The organism is Gemmatimonadaceae bacterium, assembly GCA_036496605.1.
Lineage (GTDB): Bacteria > Gemmatimonadota > Gemmatimonadetes > Gemmatimonadales > Gemmatimonadaceae > AG2.
The window spans coordinates 77,477-101,995 of the sequence record DASXKV010000038.1; the positions used below are offsets into that span (position 1 = coordinate 77,477).

The 24,519-nt window shown below is 64.0% G+C and carries 19 protein-coding genes; 12 read left to right on the top strand and 7 right to left on the bottom strand.

Translation table 11 applies throughout. The annotated features are described in order from the left end of the window. The first annotated feature begins 13 nt into the window (after positions 1-13). Complete coding sequence (locus VGH98_15355) at positions 14-1,534, top strand: SPFH domain-containing protein (GenBank protein HEY2377353.1); 1,521 nt, start codon at positions 14-16, stop codon at positions 1,532-1,534. A gap of 30 nt (positions 1,535-1,564) precedes the next feature. Here VGH98_15355 and VGH98_15360 read toward each other — a convergent pair whose 3' ends face one another. Continuing rightward, complete coding sequence (locus VGH98_15360) at positions 1,565-3,424, bottom strand: ABC transporter ATP-binding protein (GenBank protein HEY2377354.1); 1,860 nt, start codon at positions 3,422-3,424, stop codon at positions 1,565-1,567. Positions 3,425-3,495: 71 nt separating this feature from the next. On the opposite strand from VGH98_15360, the gene VGH98_15365 reads away from it, so the two are divergent. Beyond that, a complete protein-coding gene (locus VGH98_15365) occupies positions 3,496-4,236 on the top strand; it encodes a PHP domain-containing protein (GenBank protein HEY2377355.1) in 741 nt (246 codons plus the stop codon). A gap of 10 nt (positions 4,237-4,246) precedes the next feature. On the opposite strand, the gene VGH98_15370 is transcribed toward VGH98_15365, so the two are convergent. Next, positions 4,247-6,457, bottom strand: a complete 2,211-nt coding sequence (locus VGH98_15370; protein ID HEY2377356.1) for a TonB-dependent receptor — start codon at positions 6,455-6,457, stop codon at positions 4,247-4,249. A 294-nt stretch (positions 6,458-6,751) separates the two neighbouring features. Between VGH98_15370 and VGH98_15375 the strand changes: the two genes are divergently transcribed. Further along, a complete protein-coding gene (locus VGH98_15375; protein HEY2377357.1) occupies positions 6,752-9,178 on the top strand; it encodes a post-COAP-1 domain-containing protein in 2,427 nt (808 codons plus the stop codon). 104 nt (positions 9,179-9,282) lie between these two features. Here VGH98_15375 and VGH98_15380 read toward each other — a convergent pair whose 3' ends face one another. Next, positions 9,283-12,741 (bottom strand): hypothetical protein, encoded by a 3,459-nt coding sequence (locus VGH98_15380; protein HEY2377358.1) that lies wholly within the window; start codon positions 12,739-12,741, stop codon positions 9,283-9,285. A gap of 91 nt (positions 12,742-12,832) precedes the next feature. Then, a complete protein-coding gene (locus VGH98_15385; protein ID HEY2377359.1) occupies positions 12,833-13,534 on the bottom strand; it encodes a class I SAM-dependent methyltransferase in 702 nt (233 codons plus the stop codon). 253 nt (positions 13,535-13,787) lie between these two features. On the opposite strand from VGH98_15385, the gene VGH98_15390 reads away from it, so the two are divergent. The 5 genes from VGH98_15390 to VGH98_15410 all read left to right on the top strand — a co-directional run bounded on the left by VGH98_15390 (position 13,788) and on the right by VGH98_15410 (position 17,013). After that, on the top strand, positions 13,788-14,459 hold the full coding sequence (locus tag VGH98_15390; protein ID HEY2377360.1) for a Crp/Fnr family transcriptional regulator: 672 nt from the start codon (positions 13,788-13,790) through the stop codon (positions 14,457-14,459). 86 nt (positions 14,460-14,545) lie between these two features. After that, a complete protein-coding gene (locus VGH98_15395) occupies positions 14,546-14,707 on the top strand; it encodes a hypothetical protein (GenBank protein ID HEY2377361.1) in 162 nt (53 codons plus the stop codon). 229 nt (positions 14,708-14,936) lie between these two features. Further along, positions 14,937-15,308 (top strand): hypothetical protein, encoded by a 372-nt coding sequence (locus VGH98_15400; GenBank protein ID HEY2377362.1) that lies wholly within the window; start codon positions 14,937-14,939, stop codon positions 15,306-15,308. A 182-nt stretch (positions 15,309-15,490) separates the two neighbouring features. After that, positions 15,491-15,913, top strand: coding sequence for a hypothetical protein (locus VGH98_15405; protein HEY2377363.1), 423 nt, complete (start codon positions 15,491-15,493; stop codon positions 15,911-15,913). A 122-nt stretch (positions 15,914-16,035) separates the two neighbouring features. Next, positions 16,036-17,013 (top strand): nuclear transport factor 2 family protein, encoded by a 978-nt coding sequence (locus VGH98_15410; GenBank protein ID HEY2377364.1) that lies wholly within the window; start codon positions 16,036-16,038, stop codon positions 17,011-17,013. Between the two features lie 14 nt (positions 17,014-17,027). On the opposite strand, the gene VGH98_15415 is transcribed toward VGH98_15410, so the two are convergent. Together VGH98_15415 and VGH98_15420 are read right to left on the bottom strand one after the other, a co-directional pair. After that, a complete protein-coding gene (locus VGH98_15415; GenBank protein HEY2377365.1) occupies positions 17,028-18,032 on the bottom strand; it encodes a sugar phosphate isomerase/epimerase family protein in 1,005 nt (334 codons plus the stop codon). Between the two features lie 17 nt (positions 18,033-18,049). Then, positions 18,050-19,207: a Gfo/Idh/MocA family oxidoreductase gene (locus tag VGH98_15420; GenBank protein ID HEY2377366.1), complete on the bottom strand. Its 1,158-nt coding sequence runs from the start codon at positions 19,205-19,207 to the stop codon at positions 18,050-18,052. A 443-nt stretch (positions 19,208-19,650) separates the two neighbouring features. On the opposite strand from VGH98_15420, the gene VGH98_15425 reads away from it, so the two are divergent. Beyond that, positions 19,651-20,907: a metal-dependent hydrolase gene (locus VGH98_15425; protein HEY2377367.1), complete on the top strand. Its 1,257-nt coding sequence runs from the start codon at positions 19,651-19,653 to the stop codon at positions 20,905-20,907. 316 nt (positions 20,908-21,223) lie between these two features. Here the strand turns inward: VGH98_15425 and VGH98_15430 are convergent, their stop codons facing one another. Beyond that, a complete protein-coding gene (locus VGH98_15430; GenBank protein HEY2377368.1) occupies positions 21,224-21,547 on the bottom strand; it encodes a hypothetical protein in 324 nt (107 codons plus the stop codon). Between the two features lie 224 nt (positions 21,548-21,771). Here VGH98_15430 and VGH98_15435 point away from each other — a divergent pair, with 224 nt between their 5' ends. The 3 genes from VGH98_15435 (at position 21,772) to VGH98_15445 (ending at position 24,465) form a co-directional block, all read left to right on the top strand. Continuing rightward, positions 21,772-23,184 carry a hypothetical protein gene (locus VGH98_15435; protein ID HEY2377369.1) on the top strand — a complete coding sequence of 471 codons (1,413 nt, stop codon included), beginning with the start codon at positions 21,772-21,774 and terminating at the stop codon, positions 23,182-23,184. 91 nt (positions 23,185-23,275) lie between these two features. Further along, positions 23,276-23,764 carry a DUF4399 domain-containing protein gene (locus tag VGH98_15440; protein HEY2377370.1) on the top strand — a complete coding sequence of 163 codons (489 nt, stop codon included), beginning with the start codon at positions 23,276-23,278 and terminating at the stop codon, positions 23,762-23,764. 206 nt (positions 23,765-23,970) lie between these two features. Beyond that, a complete protein-coding gene (locus VGH98_15445; GenBank protein HEY2377371.1) occupies positions 23,971-24,465 on the top strand; it encodes a hypothetical protein in 495 nt (164 codons plus the stop codon). Positions 24,466-24,519: the final 54 nt, after the last annotated feature.

A 24,519-nucleotide genomic window follows, 5' to 3' on the forward strand; every position in this document is an offset into this window, starting at 1 on the left:
ACCGGAGCAGGTTGTGAATTCCGAAATCGCACCAATCGTCATGATCGCTGGTCTCGCGGTCGTCGCCGTGCTGTTGCTCGTCGTGTCGTTCTCGCGCATGCTGCGCAAGGTCGGTCCAAACCAGGCCCTCATTCGTTATGGGTTGGGCGGCACGCACATCGTGCACGGCGGTGCGCAACTCGTGTTGCCGCTCATCCACAGCGCGCAGGAGTTGTCGCTCGAGCTGATGTCGTTCGACGTCGCCCCGCAGCAGGACCTGTATACGAATCAGGGTGTCGCGGTGACCGTCGAAGCCGTGGCGCAGCTCAAGATCAAGAACGATCCGGAATCGATTCGCACCGCCGCCGAGCAGTTCCTCACGAAGCAGCCCGCACAACGCGAGTCGCTCATTCGGCTCGTTATGGAAGGTCACTTGCGCGGCATCATCGGGCAGCTCACGGTCGAGCAGATCGTGAAGCAGCCGGAGATGGTCGCCGATCGCATGCGTGGCAACGTTGCCGAAGACGTCGCGAAGATGGGCCTCGAAGTCGTGTCGTTCACGATCAAGGAAGTGCGCGACAAGAATCAGTACATCATGAACATGGGTCGTCCCGACATCGTGCGCATCAAGCGCGACGCCGACATCGCCGCGGCGCAGGCCGAACGCGACACCGCGATGAAGCAGGCGGAGTACGCGCGTGAGGCCGCCGTTGCGCGTGCCGAGGCCGATCAGCAGCGTGTGCTCGCCGAGACGCAGTCGCAGGCGAAGCAGGCGGAAGCGCAGAAGGAGCTGGCCGTGAAGCGCGCGCAGTTCGAGATGGAAGCGAAGAAGCAGCAGGCGCAGGCCGACAAGTCGTACGAGATCCAGACGAATATCATGCAGCAGCAGGCCGTCGCCGAAGCAGTCGCCGTCGATCGCGTGCGCAAGGAAGGGGAAATCAAAGTTCAGGAAGCGGAAATCCTGCGCCGTGAGCGCGAGCTCACAGCGACCGTGTTGAAGGATGTCGAAGTGCAGCGAAAGCGAATCGAGACGCTCGCGGATGCGGAGCGACAGCGGTTGTCTCTCGAGGCAAGCGGTCGCGCGGACGCACAGAAGGTGGAGGGCGCCGCCGCGGCGGAGGTCATTCGTCTCAAGGGGTCCGCTGAGGCGGAGATCATCCGCGCGAAGGGGCAGAGCGAGGCGGAGGCGATGCAGCTCAAGGCCAACGCATACCTGGAGTACAACGAAGCGGCGGTCATCGACAAGCTGCTCGGCAGCTTGCCCGAGGTCGTGCGCGCCTTTGCCGAGCCGTTGAGCAAGGTCGACAAGATTACGGTTGTGTCGACGGGCGGGGACGGGGCGGCAGGAGTCAACAAAATCACCGCGGACATGGCGCAGATGGTCGCGCAGGTGCCGGCGCTGATCGAGTCCCTGACCGGGAAGAACATTCATGAGCTGATGCAGCAGGTGCGCCGGATCGATTCGAACAACGCGCCGCCGGTGAAGGCGCCGGAGGTATCGATTGGTACTTCCGGTGCAACGGCGACGAATAGTGTCCCGCGGCGGAGCGACTAGTCGCGGGTGGTTAGCAGATTTAGTTTGCCGTTAGGCGTTGGTATTCTTCGTCGGCCGTTCGAGCGCGAAGCTCGGCGTCACGCCAGTCCGCGCCATCTGGAGCTCGTAGAGCCGAGCGTACACGCCGCCGGCTTCGAGGAGCGTGGCGTGCGTGCCGTGCTCGCTCAAGCGCCCATGGTCGATGACGAAGATCGCGTCGGCGTGCTGCACGGTCGACAGGCTGTGCGCGATCATCACCGTCGTCTTGCCGCGCATCAACAGGCGCAGCGCGTCCAGCACGAGCGACTCCGATGCCGCGTCCAGCCCGGTGAGGGGCTCGTCGAGAATGAGAATCGGCGCGTCGCGGATGATCGCCCTCGCGATCGCGATGCGCCGCTGCTGGCCGCCCGACAGCGTGACGCCACGCTCGCCGACCATCGTCTTGTAGCCTTCTGGCAGCTCGCGGATGAAAGCGTCCGCGTTCGCCAACTCGGCGGCGCGGATGATCTCGCGGCGCGTCGCTTCCGGTTTTCCGTAGACGATGTTCTGCCATACGGGTCCGCGGAAAAGCAGCGTGTCCTGGAGCACGAAGCTGATGCGCTCGCGGAGTGACTCCTGATAGAAGGATCGCACATCCTCGCCATCGATCAGGACGCGTCCCGAGGCCGGGTCGTAGAAGCGCGCGATGAGATTGATGAGCGTTGTCTTACCGGCGCCCGTCGGCCCGACGATGGCGGCGACGGAGCCCGCGGGAATCGTCAGGTCCACATCGACGAGCGTGGGACGTTCCGGACCATACCCGAAGGTCACGTGATCGAACGCGATGTCACCGCGGAAGCGACGCGCGCGTCGCGCTCCAGGCAGATCACGCACGTCGAGATCGACGTCGAGGAAGTTGTTGATGCGGTCCAGCGCGACCAGCGAACGCGAGTACGTATCCGTGAGCTTCGACAGCTCGCGGATCGGCTTGTACATCTTGCTCAGGTAGAGTAGAAACACGACGAGCGCGCCGGCGCTCAGCACGCCTTCGAGGACGTGGCGTGCACCGACCCAGAGCACCACCGCGCTGCCAAGCGCAACGATGACCTCGACTGCTGGAGCCAGCTTCGCCTTGACGTCGCGGGCACGGAGCGTCGACGCGACGATCTTCTCGCTTCCGCGCTCGAATTTGTGCCGCTCGTGATCCTCTCGCCCAAATGCCTTCACGAGTCGAATCGACGACAGCACCTCCTGCATCGTCGACATGAGGTCTGCCTCCCGCCGGCGCACGTCGCGCGAGGCCTTCTTGATTCGCCGCGTCAGCGTGAACACGACGACGACGAGGGCCGGCAGGATCGAGAGCGCGATCAGGGTGAACCGCCAGTCGAGATAGAGCATCAGACTGCTCATGCCGACCAGCAGCAGCGTGTAATAGAGCGTGTCGAGCACACCGGACGAGATCGCGCTCTGGATCGCGTCGACATCGGCCGTCACGGTGCTGATGACGTCACCGGTGCGCTTCCGGTCATGATACGACATCGACAGGCGCTGCGCGTGGGCGTAGAGCCGGCACCGTAACTCGTGCGTCACGCGCTGCCCCAGTCCGGTGACGCACTGTTTCTCGATGTAGCTCCCCACTGCACCAACGATCGCGATGAGCAACACCGATGCGGCCGCGAACTCGAGTATCGCCATGCTGCCGGTGCCGACCGTCATCGCGATCGCTCGCGCCAGGAACTGAGGCAACGCTTTGGCGTGGAGCACGGTGTCGAGCACGACCTTGATCGGCCACGGCTCGAGGAGCGCCGCCGCCGTCTCGAGGCCGACGGCAACGAGGGCAAGGAGCAACGCGCCCCAGTGTGGGGAGAGCAACCCAACGACCGTCGCGCGGTACGTCTTTCGAGGCCGCGTGACCGGCGACTTATCGGTCACCTGGTGAGCTCCGGGAAACTTCGTGCGAATGCATGGGGGTTGTCATCCACGCGAGATACCTATGTTCCGTCATGGGCACAAGCACTAACGCGAACCGCGAGATGCCGGATTCCGACGACGATGCAATCACCGCCGCGCAACCAGCGATCCGCGCGGACTTCCACACGCACACATGCTTCTCGCATGATGGCCATCAAACGCCGCGCGAGCTCGTCGAGCGGGCCCGCGCAGTGGGGCTGGATCGTGTCGCCGTCACCGATCATCACACGCTGGAAGGGGCGCTTCGAGCCCGCGATCTCGATCCGCAGCGCGTGATCGTCGGCGAGGAGATCACATCCCGTGAGGGCACCCACGTGATCGGGCTCTTCCTAACGAAGCGAATCGCGAAGCGGCTCCCGCTCGAGGTGCTGACCGACGAAATCCGTGCCCAGGGCGGCGTCGTCTACCTGCCTCACCCATTTGCGTATCTCACTGGTGGCCGGCGACGCGTCGAGCGCGCGCTACCGCTCGTGGACGTCATCGAGGTCTGGAACAGCAGGGCCTTCTATGCACCCTGGAACCGCCGAGCGCTCGAGATCGTGCGCGCGCGAAGTCTCCCGGAGGCTGCGGGTACCGACGCGCATTTTTCCGTGGAGCTCGGACGAGCCGTGACGGTACTCCCGACCTTCCATGATGCCGCCACGCTCGAGATCGCGGTCAGGCACGCGCGAGCCCAGCATGACGGCAACACTTACGTCCTGCCGCATGTCGGATCTGTCGCGGTCATGGCGCTCTCCCGCATAACGGGTCGACCGATCCGGATGGATCGGTAGCGCAGCGGCATCAATTCGCTGACGGTCCGATCGTTCGCTCGACTCGTAGCTGGACCGATCGCGCATCGACCGGCATCAAAAAGCGCTCGAGGCCATTCGTTTGACGATTCTCGTTGAACCCGCCGAAAACCGCCGCGTGAGAGTCCAGGAGATTGCGGACGACAATGCCCGTTCGCCACGCTCCGCGAGTCAGGTTCGCGCGGACATTCAGGACGGAATATGCGTCCAACGGCTTTGTCTGATTGGCTTCGTCGCCACGAAGCCATTGCTGGCCGGTGCGACGCGCATCGAGCCCGAGATCGAAGCCGGTGGTCAACTGAAGCAGCGCCCCGACCTTGATCTCGTCACGTGGCACGAGCGGGAGCGAGCTCCCGGGCGCAACGTGATTGTCACCGGCATAGGGACTCTGGGAAAAATCGGGGCTGGAGCGAATGCTAAAGATTGGCAATGAGCTGTCGAAGGTGGCTCTGTTCCAGGCATAGCTCGCATCCCACGACAGACGGCCTGGTCCCGCCTGGCCAATCTCGATGTCGGCGCCAGCGCGCCGCGTTTGCGGCACGTTCGCGAAATAGCCGCCGAGCAATGCGCGTTCCGAGGAAATGAAGAAAATCTCATCGTGAACGTGCATGCGGAACGCCGACGCGCGCAGGAGAATATTACCGACGAGTGCTTGCCCGCCGATCTCGATCGATGTCGCGGTGACCGGCTTCAGTGGCGGATCATTCCCGAGCGCAAAGGGAAGGGGGCAGGTCGCCGACGGGTCGGCGCATCCGATCTCGAGCAGCGCGGGCGCGCGGAAACTCGCGGCCGTCGACGCGTAGACGGAGGCGCCGTGGCCAAGATCGACGCTCAAGCCACCGCGCGGCGTGATCCGGCGAAATGTCTGCGTCGTCGTGACATCGCTCGTGTCCAGGCGGTCATCGAATGGCGAGTGAATCAGGTCGTAACGAGCACCGGCCGACAGCGTGAACCGATCAAAGTGAGCATCTGCTAACATGTAACCGGCGAGGCTCGTGCGCGGGCTCGAGACGTCGGTCGTGAGGCTGTCCGCTCCCGTCGCGCCGGTCGGTGGAAGGTCGAACAATCGTATGCGAACCTGATCCCAGGCTGCGTCCAAACCCAGGCGAGTATCGAGCGAGACCGAAGACAGCCGAGTCGATCGACGCCAGTCCACCGTCCCACCCTCGCTCGTGGCCGCCGAGAGATCGCGAACGTTGTCGTCGGGTGGTTGGTTCGCGTTGAATCGATCAGCGTGTGATTGTCGCGCGTACACTGTGACGGTCGCGCGCCCGGAGGCGAGAGGCGTGAACGCGGAGAGAGCGACCTGACCGAGACGAATCGCGTCGACGTCGCCAGCCGTGAAGTTCACGCGCGGATCCGCATCGAAGATCGATTCGGGAAGCGAGCCCGCGGTCTGCGCACGCGACGTCGCGACAGCGAGCTGCAGGTTCATACCGCGTTCCGCGTTTGCCCGACCAAAATTCCCGAATGCGTGCCCTGCCGAATGCGAAGTGGCCGCGCGCCAACCTTCACCGCGATCGAGGCCTAACGTCGTGAAGTATCTCCATCCGTTGCGATCGCCAGCATCACTCGACACCTCGAGCGAACGCGCGCCGCATGAGCCTCCTTCGACGTCGATCGTACCGTGTGCCGGTCCGCTTCCGCGGTTCGTGATGAGATTGATTGCCCCAGCGAGACCGTTCGGTCCCAGCAACGACGCGGGGCCATTCAGAATCTCGATGCGATTCACGACGGCCATCGGCAGGAGATCGAAGTTGACCTCCTGTGCGTCCGGCTCGTTCTCTCGTACGCCGTCGAGAAACACCGCGATTCCCGAAGGGAGGCCAACCGTAGGGCCGGCCGCAAAGCCGCGCATGGTGATCGATGCCTTGCTCGGCGAGCCAAGATCGTCGTAGAGCGACACGCCTGGTGCCGCGGTGATCGCCTGATCGAGAAGGCGCGGATGCCACGCACCGAGTGAAGCCTGATCGATCTGCGTAACACGACTTGGAACGCCGGATCCAACGTCGATGCCGGCAGTAGGGACGATCGACGCGCGAATCTCGAGCGGCGCGAGCAGCGCGGGGCCATGCTCTCGGCGAACGGTGTCTTGCTGCGTTCGCCTCTCAGGCAGTGTGTCCGGACGTTGCGCGGCGAGAGCGCGCACGCATGCAACGCCGAACACTAGAGCGAGAATGAATCGGTTCCTGGCGCGTGGCATCACGTCGAGAAGATAGCGTCGGATAGCAATTGCTCACCACCAGCACACCGCCAGCTGAGAGCGCTCGCGAGCGGTGTTATCATGCCGGCGAGTGTTAGCAATATCGAAACAACGACTGGTGGTCGCGCAGCGCGCGATGTCGGCTCGGCGTTCCGCTTCGCCTATCGACTCTCGGTTTCCGTGAGGTCTAGGGGCTCAGCTTTTGCCCCCTCGCATGCGTTTTTTTTTGCGCGCAACCTTCCAACCCCGAGGCCACAAATGTACCCCAACCAGCGAACGCCGTTGTTCGCTCGAGTGTCAACGGCCATCGCAGCGACCTTACTCGCCGTGGGCTGCCGCGATGTGGTGAGCCCAACACTCCGTTCCATTCACCCAAACTTCTCAACATCGGGAGCCAGCGGCGAAATCCAAGGCACCGGCAGCATCGGAACCGGCACGGCCACCCCCGGCTCCTCGCGTCAGGATTTCGACTTCGATGTCACATCGGATCTGGCGGGTCATCTCAGCTTTACGGATTGGAGTGTCGTGCGCAGCGGGACGCAGGTGGGCCAGCTGACGGTGTCGCCGAGCGACCAGGCAACCTTTTTTACGGCAATGCGCGACGGCTCGTCGGCCTGTGCCGATGCCACGCGCGGTATGGAGGTCGATGGCACGGGACGCCTGGATACTGGTGTCCTGATTTCATTTACGCTCTACGCGTGCGACAACGGTGCATCGGGAAGCGGCGCGGACTTCTTTCGGTTCTACATGGCCAGCGCGAATTATGATCGCAATGGCAATCTCTCGTCAGGCGACCTGGTCAAATCGGGCTCGGTGCCGACGACGACGCCTAGCATGCAGATAGGCGGTACGGGATCCATCGGCGATGGCACCCAGACGGTGGGCAGCAATCGACAGGACTTCGATTTTAGCGCGAACGGGACGCCCGGCGGCCGCCTTTCCTACACGGACTGGGCGCACGGATTGACCACTACGCAAGGACAGTACGTCACCGTCGATCCGACAAACGATCCCGCCACTGGCGTGACCTCCTACCAGCAGACGTCAGCCACGTGCGTTCGGTTCGCCGGCATCGGTCGCGTGAACGGCGTGAGCACGTATCCCTTTTATCTCGACGCGTGCGACAACTCGAATCCCGGCACCGGCTTCGACACGTTTACCTTCACCGTGCCGGACCTCGACGGTCAAGGCAGTAGCTACCGCGTATCGGGGACGCTCAGCTCTGGCGACATCACCATGAGTGGTGGCAGCGTCGCGACGACGGGAACGCTCAACGTCAGCACGACAACCACTGGTTCGAGCCTCGACCCCGATGGATATACGCTCACGGTCGACGGAACGACCACCGCGTCGATCGCCGACAACGGAAGCCAGGCATTCTCCAACCTCTCCGCGGGCAGCCATACCGTGTCAATTTCGGGCGTCGCGACGAACTGCACCGTGAGCGGAGGCACCTCGCAGACCGCCAATGTGCCGGCCGGCGGGAGCGTGACCGTCGCCTTCCAGGTGAGCTGCACGCAGGTGGTTACGACTGGAACACTCAACGTCACCACCGCCACTACGGGGTCGAATCTCGATCCCGACGGATACACGGTGACGGTCGATGGATCGAACGGCCAATCGATCGCCGACAACGGAAGCCAGTCGTTCGCGAATCTCGCCTCGGGCAGCCATACCGTGACACTCTCTGGCGTCGCGGCGAACTGCACGGTGAGCGGAGGCAGCTCGAAAAGCGCGACCGTGCCGGCCGGCGGCAGCACCTCCGTCGCTTTCCAGGTGAGCTGCGTGGAGACAACGGGGACGCTGAACGTCGCGACCAGCACGACAGGCGCGAACCTCGACCCTGATGGATACATGATCGCCGTCGACGGAACGAATAGCACGTCGATCGCTGACAACGGAAGCCACTCGTTCACCGGCCTTTCGTCAGGCAACCATACGGTGACAGTCTCGGGCGTCGCAGCGAACTGCACCGTGAGCGGAGGCAGCTCGCGGACGGCAAGCGTGCCGGCCGGCGGGAGCGTTTCGGTCGCGTTCCAGGTGAATTGCGTTGCGCCGCCCGCGACGCAGCTCGCATTCACAATGCAGCCGAGTAACGCGACGGCAGGTCGCGCGATCTCGCCCGCGGTGCAGGTGACCGCGCGCGATGCCAGCGGCAACGTCGCCAGCAGCTACAGCGGCACGATCACCATCGCGTTAGGCGCGAACCCGGGTGGCGGCACGCTATCGGGAACGACGACGGCGAGCGTCGTGAACGGCGTGGCGACTTTCTCGAGCCTCACGCTGACCAAGGTTGGTAGCGGCTATACGCTGACTGCTGCCGCGAGTGGTCTCAGCGGTGCGACGAGCGCGTCCTTCAGCGTCTCTGCGGGCGCTGCCAGCGCGTTGGTCTTCACGGTGCAGCCGAGCAATACCCAGACGAGCACCGCGATCTCGCCCGCGGTGAAAGTGACCGCGTTCGATGCTTACGGCAACACGGCTACGAGCTTCAACGGCTCGATGACGATGTCGATCGGGCAGAACCCGAGTGGCGGAACACTCTCGGGGACAAAGACCGTCACCGCGGCGAACGGCGTCGGCACATTCTCGACTCTCCAGATCGATCGGGCCGGGAATGGGTATACGCTGCAAGTTGGCGCGCCCGGACTAACGGGAGCGGGGAGTGCGCAGTTCAACGTCAAGCAGAAGCCGTTGATCTGTATCTTAGGTATCTGTGTCTAGCAGCGATTTTTGAGAGGGGGCGTTCCGGCTCTCAGCGGCCGGAACGCCCCAGATGCCCGTCATGACGATGAGAGAACGCTGATCGGCGCCGGGCTGGGCCGCGTTTACGGCCTCCAGTCGGGGATCCGGCCCGGCGTCCACGGCGCGCCTGCCTGCTCGGCAGCTGTCTCCGCAGTCCGGAGACGAGTATCTGCGATCGCGCGTAGTTTCGTGAGCACCGTCGCAAACTCGCCGGAGAGAATCTCGTATTGCCGTCGCTGAGTCGTTGTCGGGGGCTCGAGCGACCGCGCGCCCTGGGTCATCACCTGCAGGCGACCCATGAGCGAGGGTGGCGTGGGTTCCTGCCGGCGGTTCAGCGTCGGGTCGCCATTCAGCTGCTCGCGGATGTCGCGCAGGTCCCGTTCGATTGCGCGCACATCGTTAGGTAGCTGCGTGGGAGTGCTGGGCGTCTCCTCGAGGGCGCGACGGAGCGCGCTGACGCGGGTCGACAGCTCGCCGGCGAGCGCGTTCGCGCCCATCATGGCACGCTGCAACTTCGACGCCTGCTCCTGGAACGCGATCACGGCCGCCGAGCGGCCGGCGTCCTCCTCGCCGTCGAGCAGGTAGACCTCGAATCGCTGCGGCGTGCCTAACGGCGTGATCGCGCCGTCGATGCGTTTCGCGAGCGAGACCTGATACGTGCCGGGTGGCGCGTACGGTCCGACGCCACCGCGACCACCGAAGCCGCCTGCTTCTTCTTCGTCGTCGGGATTCGCGGGGCGTGCGGCGAGGGTGACGGTGGGCGCAGGCAGCCGCAAGTCCCAGGCGACGCGCTGAACCCCCTGCTGCACGGGGCCGGTGAGTCGCCTAACGACATGCCCCTGCGCGTCACTGACCGTCAACTCGATCGCCGGCGCTTCTTCCCGATCTTCGGTTCGCAAGGAGTCCCACGATGGCGGGTAGATGTCGCGCCCTTGTCGCGCCGCGGAGCGCTCCGCTTGCTGACGCTGCTCGCGTCGGCTGCGGAGCGTGTTATTCAAATAGTAGGTGAACATCGCACCGAACGGCGGGTTCGGGGCAGTGAAGGCGCCGCCGCCCTGCGAGCCGTTCGCGCCTGGCACACCGAAGTTGGAAGGAGAATAGAGCGGCGTGCGTCGGACTGGAAACAACGTTGACTCCTCGGCGAGCGTCTCGCGTGTCATCGTGCGCAGCGGCGTGACGTCGTCGAGCACGTAGAACGATCGGCCGAACGTCGCGACGACCAGATCGTTCGTCTGCTTCTGGATCACGAGATCGCGCACCTGAATCGTCGGGAGTCCGCCGCGGAGGCGCGTCCACGTCTGTCCGTTGTTCTTCGTGAAGTAGAGGCCGAACTCGGTGCCGGCGAAGAGCAACGTTGGATCGACGGGATCGTCGATAATTGCGTAGACGGTGCCCTTGTTGGGCAGATTGCCGGCGATCGACGTCCAGTTGCGGCCGAGGTCTTTGCTCTCGAGCAGATACGGCTTGAAATCGCCGGACATGTGGCCGTCGAACGCGGCGTACACCGTGTTGGCATCGTGCGACGACGGAACGACGCGCGCGACTTGCGTCGTGTCCGGGACGCCTGCGAAATGCTCGATCTTGCGCCATGATTGGCCGCCGTTCTCCGAGACTTGGATGGTGCCGTCGTCCGTCCCGATCCAGAGTTGGCCCTCTTTCACCGGCGACTCGGCGACGGAAACGATCGCGCCGAAGAACGACGACGACGTGTTGCGCGCGACGGCGTCGATCGACCAAACGCGATCCATGAGCTTGATTTTGTCGCGATCGATCTGCCGCGAGAGGTCGGGGGTGAGCGCCTTCCATGATTCGCCACGATCGTCGGTGCGATAGAGGCGCTGCGCGGCGAAGTAGAGCCGTGTGTTCGAGTGCGGCGAGATGATCACCGGCGAGTCCCAGTACCACCGCAACGCGGCTTCGCCGGGCTCCGGCTGCGGCACGATATTCACCGATTCGCCGGTGCGAAGGTCGACCCGCTGGAGGTTGCCGTGCTGCGACTCGTTATAGACGATGAACGGGTCCTTCGGATCCACCTTGGACACGAAGCCGTCGCCGCCACCTGTCACACTCCAGTCCGCGTTCGTAATGCCCAACGCCGAGCGCGTGCGCGCGTAGCCGCCCACGGAACCATTGTCTTGCGTACCACCATGCACCCTGTAAAAAGGCGCGTTCTGATCGACGTCTACCCGATAAAACTGGCCTAACGGGAGATTGGCAAAGTACTGGTAGGTCTGCCCCCGGTCGAAGGATTCGTAGAGGCCGCCGTCGCAGCCGATGAGCAGATGGTCGACGTCCGCTGGATCGATCCAGATGACATGATTGTCAACGTGCTTGTTGCGCTCGCCCACAGGGTGAAAGGTGCGTCCACCGTCCTCGCTCACCATGTTCCGCACGTCGACGGCGTAGACGCGATCGACGTCGACCGGGTCGGCAAAGAGCTCGGCGTAGTACAGTCCGACGGTGTTGTAGCTGGACATCTTTTCCCACGACACGCCGCCGTCGCGCGAGCGGAAGGTGCCGCCGCGATCGTTCGACGCCTCGAGAATGGCGTAGACGACGTCGGGATTGACTGGCGACATCGCGAGGCCGACGCGGCCGAGCTCAGCGTCGTTAGGCAAGCCGGCCTGGGAGCGACGCCAGGTCGTGCCGCCGTCGGTGGACCGCCAGACGCCCGACTCCGGCCCGCCGGCAATGTACCCGTACGTCCGCCGAATGCGTTGCCAGCTCGTAGCGATCAGCACGTCGGGATTGCGGGGATCCAGCACGACGTCACTCACGCCAGCCCACTTGCCGGGATCGAGCACCTTCGTCCACGTCCGACCGCCGTCAGTGGATTTGAACAGTCCCCGGTCCCCTCCGGCGCGACTCAGCGGACCCTGCGCTGCGACGTACACGATGTCGGAATTGCGCGAATCGATCAGGATCTTGCCGATGTGCTCCGATTCGCGCAGCCCCATGTTCTGCCAGGAGCGACCGCCGTCCGTCGAACGGTACACACCATCTCCGTAGGCGACGGCGCGCTGAGCGTTGTTCTCTCCCGTGCCGACCCAGACCGTATTGGGATTCTTCGGGTCGATGGTGATCGCACCGATCGAATAGGTGGACTGGTTATCGAAGACCGGCGTCCACGTGGTGCCTGCATTGATCGTCTTCCAAACTCCGCCCGCGGCGACGCCGATGTACCAGACTTTCTTGTCACGCGGACTGACGGCGAGATCGACGATGCGCCCCGAGATCATCGCCGGTCCGATGGAGCGGAAGCGGAGGCCGGCGTATGGGTCCGCGCCGCGACCACCGTTAGGTGCTCCAGTCGAGTCGCTTGTGGTGGACGACGTGTCCTGATTCGCGGCTCGGCGGTTTCTCGTCGTGTCGGTTGCGACGGCGCGCGTGCGACCCGAGTCCGATGTTGCCGTGCGCGGTGCGGGTGCAGGCTGGCGGCGAGGTGGCTGCTGCGCGGGGAGGGAACTACGTGCCGATAATAGCGAGATCAGTGCGCCTACAGCGGCGCAGATCAGGCGAGAACGGTGAGCAGAGGCGATCATTTTCAGGTTCCGAAATGGCCGGGTGTGATCTGGCATCTCAAAGATGGCGGCGGGCGAGATCGCGCGCGAGGCAGGGGCCGAATGCTTCTTCTCAGCGAACTTTCACTGTGAATTCCAATCCACCGTCGAATGGAAGCGTCATTGTACGCAGGCCATTCTGCGGATCGTTGACGAAGGCAAAGTATTCTCGGTAAGCGTCGCTGAACTGTTGCGTGTTGTCGCAGATGACGACCGCTCCGGTCCTGAGGTGCGGCGAAACGAGTTCGAGCGCCGGGAGCGCCATCGGCGTCCAAATGTCGATGAGCATGAAGTCGATCGAATCCTTCAAGTCGCGCAACGTCTCGCGCAAGTCACCTTCGCGGAGATCGACAATGTGCGAAACTCCTGCTTCTGCAAAGTGGCGGCGCGCGATCTTCGCCTTTTCGGGTTCGTATTCCGTCGCGATGACGACGGGCGCGTCCGTATTCCGTTCACGGGCGGTCCAGTCGTCACGCAGCGCCGAGGCGAGAAACAGCGTCGACACACCGAACGACGTGCCCGCCTCCACCACGCGGTGCGCGCGCAAACCTCGGCACACGAGATAACAGAATTCCGCCTTCGGCCGATCCAGCGCAACCAACTTGTCTCGGAGGAATGCGTTCGTCCGGTCGTCGAATTTGTTCCAGTCCATCGATTCTTCGGAGGCGCGTTCCGCGAAGTAAGCCTCCGTGTCGGCGCGTTGCGCTGAATGCTCTTCGTACAGCCGGTCCAGCAAGGACTCGACTTGCGCATCAAGGAGGATGTTCTTGGTCATCTCACCCCTGGCTCGTTGTGTACGGCGACGCAAGGTTGCTGGCGAGTCATCTACTTAACGATGCGACCGGATTCGGAAGCGGTCCAGGATGACGCCTCCGAGCGAGCTGATGATGTGGCTGAGCGCGGCGCCGTCGTTCCGGGCGTCGTCGGTAAGGGGGCAGGTCGATGTGCGTGTGAGAGTTCGATCTACCGGCCGGCACACGTCGGCGGCACATTAGCGCTGGTCGTGAGCGTCAACGTGGGGCGCCGCCATGCAAGATCTTCTCGAAGTTCTGCCGAGAGTTTTCTTTCTGCACGAGCAAGACGACGCGACGCGTCGCTCGTTCGCGGAGCTCGGCATCTGCCGTACGTTTCCAAAGGGCAACATCCTCTTCCACGACGGCGATCCGTGTTTCGCGGCGTACGTCGTCATCAGCGGCCGCGTGAAGCTTACGGTTGCCTCCGACGACGGACGTGAGTTCGCCCTCGAAGTCTTCGGTCCGGGCGATGTCTGCGGGTTCATCGCGACGTTGGACGGAGGCCCGAACAACGGAACCGCGATCACGCTGTCGAGCTGCCGCCTTGCCGTCGTCCCGCGGGAACGATTTCAAGCGTGGATCACCGAGCACCCATTGTTGCAGCAGACGATCACCACGGCGCTCGTGCGCATGCTGAGGAGCGTCTACGAGCGCGTCGGAATGCAGACGCTGCTTCCGGTCAAGCGTCGGGTGCGGGCGGCGATCATTGAATTCGCTCAGAGCAACGGGACAGCAGTGCACGGCGAAGAGTACGTCGCGCCTCGCCCTACCCACCAGGAGCTCGCGGAGCGCGTCGGTTCGACGCGGGTCGTGGTGTCGCGCGTCATCAAGGAGCTGCTCGAGGAGGAGGAGGCGATCCGGATGGACGGCCGAACGTTACGCGTTCGGCTTGATGGCCGATTGTGACTTTAGTTGCACGTCACCGCGACCTTGAGGCATCGCTGTCGTGGCGTGACCACGTATCATTGATCCACGCGTCGCAGGAGGGAGCCATGCCCAGAAAGAGCCGCAAGACAATCCGCATCGAGCTCACCGAAGCCCAGAAGAAGCAGATTCGCGAGCAGACGGGAGAGGAGGTGGAGACCGTCGACTTCGCGGTCGAGGAGGTCGAGCAAAGCCGCGTTACGCCTCGCAGCAGCGGCACGTTCTTCTGACGTGGCAAGTAATAATTTACTAATGCCGTGAGGCTGCCCGCGAAACGCGAAACGCGCCCGGAAGCGATCCGGGCGCGTTGTGTTTCTAACTTACTCAATGCCGGGCGATGCGTTTCTTCTCGATGCAACTTTGGTTACACGAAGAACGGAACTTGAAGCATTTCCGCGCTTCCGAGATGTCCTTATCGTGGCTCCCAGATCGGCAAGCCACTACATCTCGGAGGACACAATGCGTACCAACGACCGTCTTCACAGCGCCGCGATGAACGCTTCACACGTCCGCACCGCCCTCGTCGCAATCGCGCTCGGTGCAGTGGCCCTGATCGCAACCTCGACCACCGCCAGTGCTCAGCAAGACAACGGACCCACCGATCCTGGCGTACGCTGCGCGGCGAAGGTCGGCCCCGGGCAGTACGAGTTCTACCTGCCCGGCGAGAAGGCCACGGACGTCAATGGCAACAAGTGGGTATGCGGCCCGGATGGCCAGTGGTTCAGAGACTACTCTTCCAGGTTGATCGACGGCGGCGGCACGACGGGCGGAACGAGAGTGACTGCGTACTATCTGGTAGCTTCGGCGCGGCTTTCCGCTGTCATTCGCTAGCTCGGATCGCCGTTCCTATGGCCGTGGCCGGCGCCCTCGCGACCACGGCCCGCGATTGTACGCCAACGTACCGAGGAGCCCGAGCGAGGTACGGGAAAATCCTGAGGCAGCCGGAGTTTTGCCGATGCGGCTGGTATTGCGGGGGCGCACGTGATTGTGAATGTTATGGCGAGGAGCCTTGCATGCTAGACTCGCCATCGCTGAATACAGCAAGCGGCACTCCCTCTCGCGCCGCAGCAGGACGCCTGACCGAGACCGAGCGTCAGGCACTTCGGGCACGCACAGCGCAGGCGCGGGCAGCCGCGTCGGAAGCTGTCTCACACTACGCGGTGATTCTGGCCACGTCGCGGCACCGAATAGACGTGTTGAGCCGAAAACGCGTCGAGATCGTTGCCATTCGCGAGATGCTTCAAGAGTCAGTGCAACGCTATGCATCGTTGCTCAAGACGCTCGACACGCCTCCGGAGCGCGCGCTGCGGCTGGTGAAGGAGACCGTGGTGGAGCACGTGCCGCATCCGGAACGCGCGGAAGAGACGCGTGCCCTCCTCGAGACTGTCGTCAACTGGTGCATCGAGGCATACTACGGCAGCTCGCCAGCTGCCTGACTACGTCGGGACGTGGCGCGCGACCGACGCCGCAAACATTGTGACGCCGTCCGCTGCGTCGGGTAGCCCGTTCGCTGCATGGTGCTCGACCGTGCATTGAGTGCCGGTGCACCATTGCACGTATGAAAACACTCATCGCTGCGTCGATCGTCTGCATAGCGGTTCCGCTCACCGCGCAGACGCCGACAACCGCACAACAACTCATCGCTGCGCGCGACACTGTCTGGCGCGCCTGGTTCGCAAACGACACCGTGCTCCTTCGGCGGTTCATTCCGGCCGCGGCCGCGGTCGCGGAAGGCCGCGAGACGTTCCAGTGGAGCGATCGGCGCGCGGTCTTCGATGGCGCACGTCGCAGCGCGTCGTCCGGCGCCCGGCTCGAGCAAATCGAATTTCTGGGCACGCAGATCGACACCAGGGGCAACTCCGCAATGGTCCGGTCGCGGTTTCGCTATGTCCTCCGTCGTGGCGCGAAGGCAGACACGAGCTCCGGACTCGCCGCCGAAGTGTTCGTGCGCGAGAAGGGCCGCTGGGTCAATCCGTTCTGGCAGCTCGAATTCGATGCGCCCGGTTCACTCGCCGCGCGCTCGATCGATCTCCCGGATACCCTCGGCGCCGCTGTCAACGTTGCAGACTCCCTCAGCGCACTGGGCACGATCGGCGATTATGACGCGCTAATCGGCACGTGGGAGTTCACGTTCCAGTCACGGCAACCCGACGGATCGTTCGGCATCCCGTTTACGGGACATTGGACGTTCGAGAAGAAAGGCGAGGGCGGGATCATCGAAGACCATTGGCGTCCGGATAACCCAACGACTCCGATGGCCTCGAGCCTATACACGTATCGTGTTTTCGACCCCGAGGAAAAGGTTTGGCGCCTCGTCGGCGCGAACTCGCGTGGAGGCGGCATCATCCCGGGCCGTACATGGGCGGACGCGAGCGGTCGTTACGGCATCGAGTGGTACGGCAATGTCCTCGTTCGGTTCCGTTACTTCGCGCTGACGCCCGCGCGCTTTCTCTGGCGACAGGATCAGAGCCGTGACGGTGGCAAGACGTGGATCCCAGACACTGGTATGATGGAGGCACGGCGCATCGGCAAGTGAGTGCAAGTCGCGATCTATGACTCGCGCGCAAAGGCCGCATCGAAGGCAACGTCGGACGCCGCGAAGTCGAACGCCCTGATGCGAGCGCAGGCCTCGCGTGCTCCGAACTCTCGATCCATTCCCACATCTTCCCATTCGACGGAGAGCGGCCCGCGGTAGCCGACCCGGTTCAGTGCGCGAATCACCTCCTCGAAGTCGATGCGACCGCGGCCGATGGATCGGAAATCCCAGCCGCGGTCGCGATGGCCGAAGGGCAGGTGGCCGCCAAATACGCCCGAGTGCCGCCGTGTACTCGACCACCACACGTCCTTCATGTGCGCGTGGAAGATCCGGTCGCCGAAGCGCTCGATGAAGGCGACGTAATCCACGCCCTGGTAGCCGAAGTGGCTCGGGTCATAGTTGAAGCCGAAGGAGGCGTGATCATCGAGCGCGCCGAGGGCGCGCTCGGCAGACGAGATGTCGAAGGCAATTTCCGTTGGATGCACCTCGAGCGCGAAGCGCACACCGGCCTCGCGAAACGTGTCGAGAATCGGGCGCCACCGGTCGGCAAAATCGCGATAGCCGGCGTCGATCATTCCGGGCGACACGGGAGGAAAGCTGTACACCAGGTGCCAGATCGACGAGCCGGTAAAGCCATTGACGACCGACACGCCGAGCCGTGCCGCCGCGCGCGCGGTGTTCTTCATCTCCTCGGCGGCGCGGTGCTGTACGCGCTCGGGGCGGCCGTCCCCCCACACGCGCGGTGGTACGATGCTCTTATGCCGCTCGTCGATGTGGTCGCACACGGCCTGGCCGACGAGGTGATTAGCAATCGCGAACACCTTCAGGCCATGGCGCGCGAGTAACGCGCGTCGCTCGTCGCAGTAATTGCTCTCCGCGAGCGCGCGTTCGACGTCGAAATGGTCGCCCCAGCAGGCGAGCTCCAGTCCGTCGTACCCCCAGTCACGAGCCTTCTTCGCAAGTTGCTCCAACGACAGATCGGCCCACTGGCCAGTGAACAACGTCACGGATCGCGTCATGATCGGAGTGCCGACGGTTAGTGTTTGTGGAACTCGTACCAGTCGGCGCGCCGGCCGCTCGCGACGGCGCCGAGGATGAAACGGACGCCGGCGAGGCCGTCCTCCACCGTCGGGAAGTCGAGATCGAGTACCTGCGGCTGCTCGCCGGCGAGCCTCGCAGCGATGGTGCGCATCGCGTTCGCGTACACATTGGCAAAGGCCTCGAGAAACGCTTCCGGATGTCCCGAGGGGAGGCGCGTCGCGTATTGCGCCGCCGCCGAGAGATAGGGATGACCGGGTTTGTACACTTGCGTGGGGCTGGTGGCTCGCCGCACGAGCAGCATGTTCGGCTCCTCCTGATGCCACTCGAGCGACGCCTCGGTGCCGTAGACGCGCAGGCTCAACCGGTTTTCCTCGCCTAACGAAATCTGCGAACAAAAGAGCACGCCTTTCGCCCCGCCCTGGTAGCGAACAAGGATGTTGGCGTCATCGTCGATATGACGGCCGTCGACAAAGGTGCTCACGTCGGCGCAGAGGCTCTCGATCTCGAGGCCGGTAATGTAGCGCGCCAGGTGTTCGGCGTGTGATCCGATGTCGCCGAGCGCGCCCGCGCCTGCCCGCGCGGGATCGGTGCGCCAGTCCGCTTGCTTCTGACCGGTGGCCTCGACGAGTGTCGAGAGCCAGCCTTGCGAGTATTCAGACACAACCTTGCGCAGCTGGCCCAATTCGCCGGCGCGCACCAGCGCGCGTGCCTGCTTCACGAGCGGGTAGCCGCTGTAGTTGTGCGTCAACGCGAACACCACGTCGTGCTCGTGCACGAGCTGGCAGAGAGACTCCGCGTCCTCGAGCGTCGTCGTCATCGGCTTGTCGCAGATCACGTGGATCCCGCGCTCGACGAACGCGCAGGCGGCTCGGAAGTGCAGATGGTTGGGCGTCACGATCGACACGAAATCGATTCGCTCGTCTCCGGGAAGCGCTGCCTCGCGCTCGGCCATCGCGTCGAAGCTGTCGTATACGCGTCGCGGATCGAGATGGAGCTCGCGTCCCTGCGCGCGCGACTTCTCCCGGTCCGAGGAAAAGGCGCCCGCAACGAGAGTCGCCAATCCATCCAGAGTGGCGGCGCGTCGGTGCACGGCACCGATGAACGCACCAGGACCGCCACCGACCATACCGAAGCGGAGCTTGCGTGTGAGCATTGCGATCGCTGGATGACGAGAGAATGGTGAACGGCCGGCAAACGATTGTCTGCACGCAAAGTTTAGCGTTCGACGAGCGAAGATTCGAGCCGCGCGATCAACCTCAGCACTGATCTTGCAAATGCGAGACGGCCTCAAACCTCCCGCCCAGGCGGAGTCGCAACGCTGCCGCCGCCGCCCAATGACCCTGTCATTGAACCGAGTGCTGAGCGGCCAACCTCATCGCCAGCTCCATGAGCGCGGACGGTGAACTGCGGTTCCTCGCGCTCGTGGCGAACGAGGTCCCCGCGCTCGAGGTGTTGCAGGGGAAGAGCAACGTCGAACTGGGGTGACCTCGTGCAAATCGCGCAGCCGCTCGCAGGCTAGCGCCGTGGGGATCCGCACGGGCCAAGTCGTTAGGTGATGGTCCGCTCTTGAGGCGACGCAGATACTTTCCAGACCACATGGACAATGTCACCCACTCGCTCGCCGGCCTCTTGCTCGCCGAGGGGGCCATACGCCTTCGCTCGCGCGTCACGAGGTCGGAGCCGTCGCGCCAATTCCGTGCAGTGGCCGCGATCTCCTCGATGATCGCGGCGAATTTGCCAGATGCGGACCTGCTCTACAGCGGTCTGGGTGGCAATCGACTCCGATACATGCTGCACCACCGCGGTCACTCACACACAGTGTTGATCGCGCTCGCCGGTGCCGTGCTGGTCTGCGGCGTGGCAATACGCATATGGCGATGGCGCGAGCGCGAAGGGCCGACTCGAGCGGATACGCGTTGGCTTCTCGGACTCCTTCTCGTGAGCACGCTCAGCCACCTCGTGCTCGACTGGACGAACAGCTACGGCGTGCATCCGTTCTGGCCAGTCGACAATCGATGGCACTACGGTGACGCGGTGTTCATCGTCGAACCGTGGTTCTGGGTGTTGTCCGTACCGACATTGATCGCGGCGAGTGCGCGGTCGACGCCGCGCGTAGTGCTGTCACTCGTTATGCTCAGCGGCCTTGTCCTCGCCTGGCGTCTCGATTTCGTGTCGCGGGGCGCGGCAGCGACTCTGACGGTGGGCGCTCTGGTATCCGTTGCGGTCGCATTCGTACTGCATCCTGGCGCGCGTGCCGCTGTCGCGATCGCTGGATGGATCGCTGCGACGCTCGTGATGGCGGCGGGATCGGCACGAGCGCGCGCGACGACGCTGCGAGCGGTTCACGATGCGGCGCCAGATGCGGAGGTGTTGGACGTCGTCGTGTCGCCCATGCCGGCGAATCCCGTCTGCGCTTCGGTGATCTCGCTCGAGCGGTCGGGACCTGAGTACCTCATCGCGACGGCCCGTGTGAGCGCCCTGCCGTCGCTGGTCGAGGCGGCGCACTGCGGCTCGCGCCAGGGAGGAGGAGGGGGAGGGGGAGACGGATCGCTGTTCCAACCGTCCGCGCGTCGGTCGACGTCGGGGCTGCAATGGGATGGTGCGTGGAGCGCACCGGTCGCCGATATCGCGTCGCTGGGGCGAGCGAGTTGTCCCGCGTTCGCCGCAATGCGCTTTATTCGAGCGCCGATCTGGCGCGTTCTTGGGGACTCGACCGTTCTGCTCGGCGATGCACGCTTCGGTGGCGGCTCGGGGAACGGATTCACCGATGTGCGTGTGCCGCGCAATTCGGCGGGATGCCCGACTGCCGTCCCGCCGTGGACGCCGCCACGAGCGGACTTGCTCGGCTTTTGAGCATTTCATCGTCGAACGAGCGTGGTAACGATCACGTCGATGAGCTCAATGCAAAAAGATCTCGATCGCACAGGGAACGCCAATCGGCTGGATAATTTCGCACGCGCCTGACTGTTCTCTCGCTCTCGAACACGAGCGACGGCGTGCAGCGACGATCGAATGGGAGCGGCGCGAGCTCGTACACGAGCCACGAAACGCCGTCGAGGAAGATTCTTCTCGCGTTCCTGTGTGCTTCCGCCAGATGCATCGAGGGCTTCGAGGGGTCGGCCACGTCAATGACCTCGCCAGATGGTTCGTGCCTCGGTCACTACGATTCTCATTCGATCAACCGGCGGACGGGCGGTGCCGCTTCAGCGGTCTCGCACCAAGCGCGTAGACAATCCTCCGAGACCGTCGCCCAGCCTTCCGGCGTCTCGGGAACGGGGGCGAGCCGACGGCGCTCGCCATCCTGTGCTTCGAAAGCGAGCCATCCGTTCGCCATGCGCGTCGAAACGCGGGTGCGCGACTCGACATAGCGCCGCCGTTCACGCAGGCCTGGCGGTGGACCGGCGTTCTGCACGCGCCGTTCGGCGAGCGTAGGGAACACGTCCCACACGGTCCAGCGCCGCCCGCGCGCATCGACGAATTCGCGCAGCGCCATGCGCCTAACGAGCCATTGGCTGCGCCCGCACGGAATCGTTGTTCGGAGGGAGCGGCACGCCCGAGGGATGGAGGTGGTACACGGCTGCACGCGAGCTCAATCCAAAACAAGAGATGCAAGTTTGGTGCGCGCGCCAGACGATCCCTATCGCGATCGGGTCGGCAGCGTCGTATAATACGCCGCCCCGGTTGCGTTACGCTCACCCAGAAAGGGAGACATCGCGCATGCAGCGCGTTCGCTCGTCCTCACGCAACGATGGAAGCCGCGTTGGTCGCACACGGTTCGTGGCCCTGTCGACGCTTACCGCGGCGACGCTGCTCGTCGTGATTGGCGCGCGAGGCCCGATGCCGCTCGACGCAGCGACGCATATGGCGCCGGACAGCGTGACCTTCGCCGCCGACGTCGCACCGATTCTGTACCGGAACTGCGTGACGTGTCACCGGCCAGGCGGAATCGGCCCATTCTCGATGCTCAACTTCGACACGGTGACCGGCCGCCTCAAGGACATCAAGGACGTGCTGAGCGAGGGGAAGATGCCGCCGTGGCAAGCGGTCGCACCGCCGGGAACGTTCCGCAACGAGCGTCGTTTGCCCGATGCGGAGCGTCGCACGATTCTCCGCTGGATCGCGACTGGCGCAAAGTTTGGAGATGCCGCGCAGATGCCACCGGCGCCGACGTTCAGCTCGGAGTGGGAGATCGGCACGCCCGACGCGGTGCTCACGATGAAGGAAGAGTTCCACGTGCCGGCACGCGGTACGGTCGAATACATGTACTTCGAGGTGCCGACCAACTTCACGGAAGACAGGTGGGTTCAGGCGATCGAGATCAAACCGGGTGCGCGCGACGTCGTCCATCACGTGCTGGTCTTCGCGCGCCCTCCGGAACAGTCAGTGCCTAACGCGGCGGCGCCTGCCGTGACGCCGGCCGGCTCGCCGGCGCGTCCAAGACCCGTCGTCGTCTTCGATTCCACGCAGTTTCAGGACGACGTGCCGCGCAAGGACTCCCTCCACGCGCCGCCGAGCCGCCTCGGGAATCTGATCGGTACGACGGCGCCGGGCACCAACGTGCTCGTCTTCCCCGAGGGTACCGCGCTCCGCATCGCCGCCGGCTCGATCCTCACGTTCCAAATGCACTACACGGCGAAGGGGCACGAGCGCATGGACCGCACGTCGGTCGGTTTCCGATTCGCGAAGGAGGCGCCGTCGGAACAGATCTACGCGACGCATTTCTTCAACGGACAGTTTACGCTCTTACCCGGCGCGAAGGACGTGCAGGTGCCCGCGGGTGTCGGCTTCAACGAGGCGGTGCGGGTGTATGGGCTCTTCCCTCACACACACCTTCGCGGCAAGCGGTGGCAGTACACCCTCGTGAAACCGGATGGCTCGTCGGAAGTGATCCTCGACGTACCGAAGTACGACTTCAATTGGCAGACCTACTATCTCTTTGCCAAGCCACTCGAGATCCCGGCGGGCGCGCGCATCGTGGCGCGCGCCTGGTACGACAACTCCGCGGACAACGAGGACAACCCCGATCCCTCGGCGACGGTGCACTGGGGCGATCAGACGTGGCAGGAGATGCAGTACACGGGGATGTTGTATAGCGTCAACAGCCGGCGACTCAAGCCAGCCGCGAAGTAAAAGCTGGTCGTTGGTTGCTGGTGGCCGCGCTGAAGAGCACAACTGTCTTCGTTGCACCGAATTCACAATCGACCCTTGAGACCACAACATTATGAGACACGCATTCGTTGGCGCATTGATTGCCACGGCGGCCGCCGGTGCTTGCAAGAGCGAACGTACTCCCGCCGCGGACACATCGGCTGCCGCGCCGGCCGCGGGCCAGTCCACCGCCGCAGCGACAGCGACGCCGGCACCATCGAACGCCGGCGTCACGATCGCGAGTCCAGCGAAAGGCGCTACGACGGGCAAGGATGTCGCGGTCACGCTGCACGCCGAGGGAGTGACGATCGCCAAAGCAGACGGCAAGAAGGTCGAGGGCATCGGTCACTACCATCTCTTTCTGGATACGATCCCGACGGCGGACAACGTTCCGATCCCGCCGACGTCGAAGAAAATCGTGCACATCGGTACGGGCGATTCGACTTATACGTTCAAGGGGCTCGCCGCTGGTCCGCACCGCATCATCGCGGTCATCGGCTACGGCGATCATTCGCCGATGCCGGGCCGGCGTGACACGGTCAACTTCACGGTCAAGCCGTAGCGGTTGGCGCGACGGGGGCCCTCAGAACGCCTCGAGCGACCGATAATGGCCATTATCGTCAAGCGCGATCACAACGCTCTAAGGAATGATGGGTGAGTGCTCAGGGGCGGGACTGGTATTGCCCGCGCGCGTGAGGCGGTGCACCTTGGTGCGCCCCGAGATTCGCAAACGATAAACCACTCCTCTCCCCAAACGAGGCTCGAACGATGAACGCGACTCGAACGGCAGTTTCGCTGGTTGCCGGGATGCTCCTCACCGGCTGCGGTGCCATCCTGCACGGAGCGCGGCAGAACATCGAAGTGCAGTCGTCACCCGCTGGCGCGAGAGTCGAAACCGCGCCGGCGACGGGGACGTTCACGACGCCGACGACGCTCAATCTGGAGCGCAAGAACAGCTACGTGCTGACGTTCACGAGCCCGGGGTACAATCCCGCGACGTTCAATCTGCATAACGGCATCGGGACAGGCACGGTGATCGCCGACGTGCTGCTTACGGGTCTCATCGGTGTGCTCGTCGACGGCATGACGGGCTCTTGGTACGGACTGGAACCCGAGAGCGCGAACGTGACGCTCACCCGAGCGACGACCGGCGGCTCCGGACCGGAGGAGATTCACATCCAGCTGCGCGAAGCCGACGGCAAAGGCAAAGTCGAGCTGAAGTCGGACGCGCCCGGCGTGTCGGTGCGCGTCGAGCGGAAGTAGTTCAAACTCACTCAACCATTTGCTCGGCAGGCGCGCCGGACGTTGCGGCGCGCC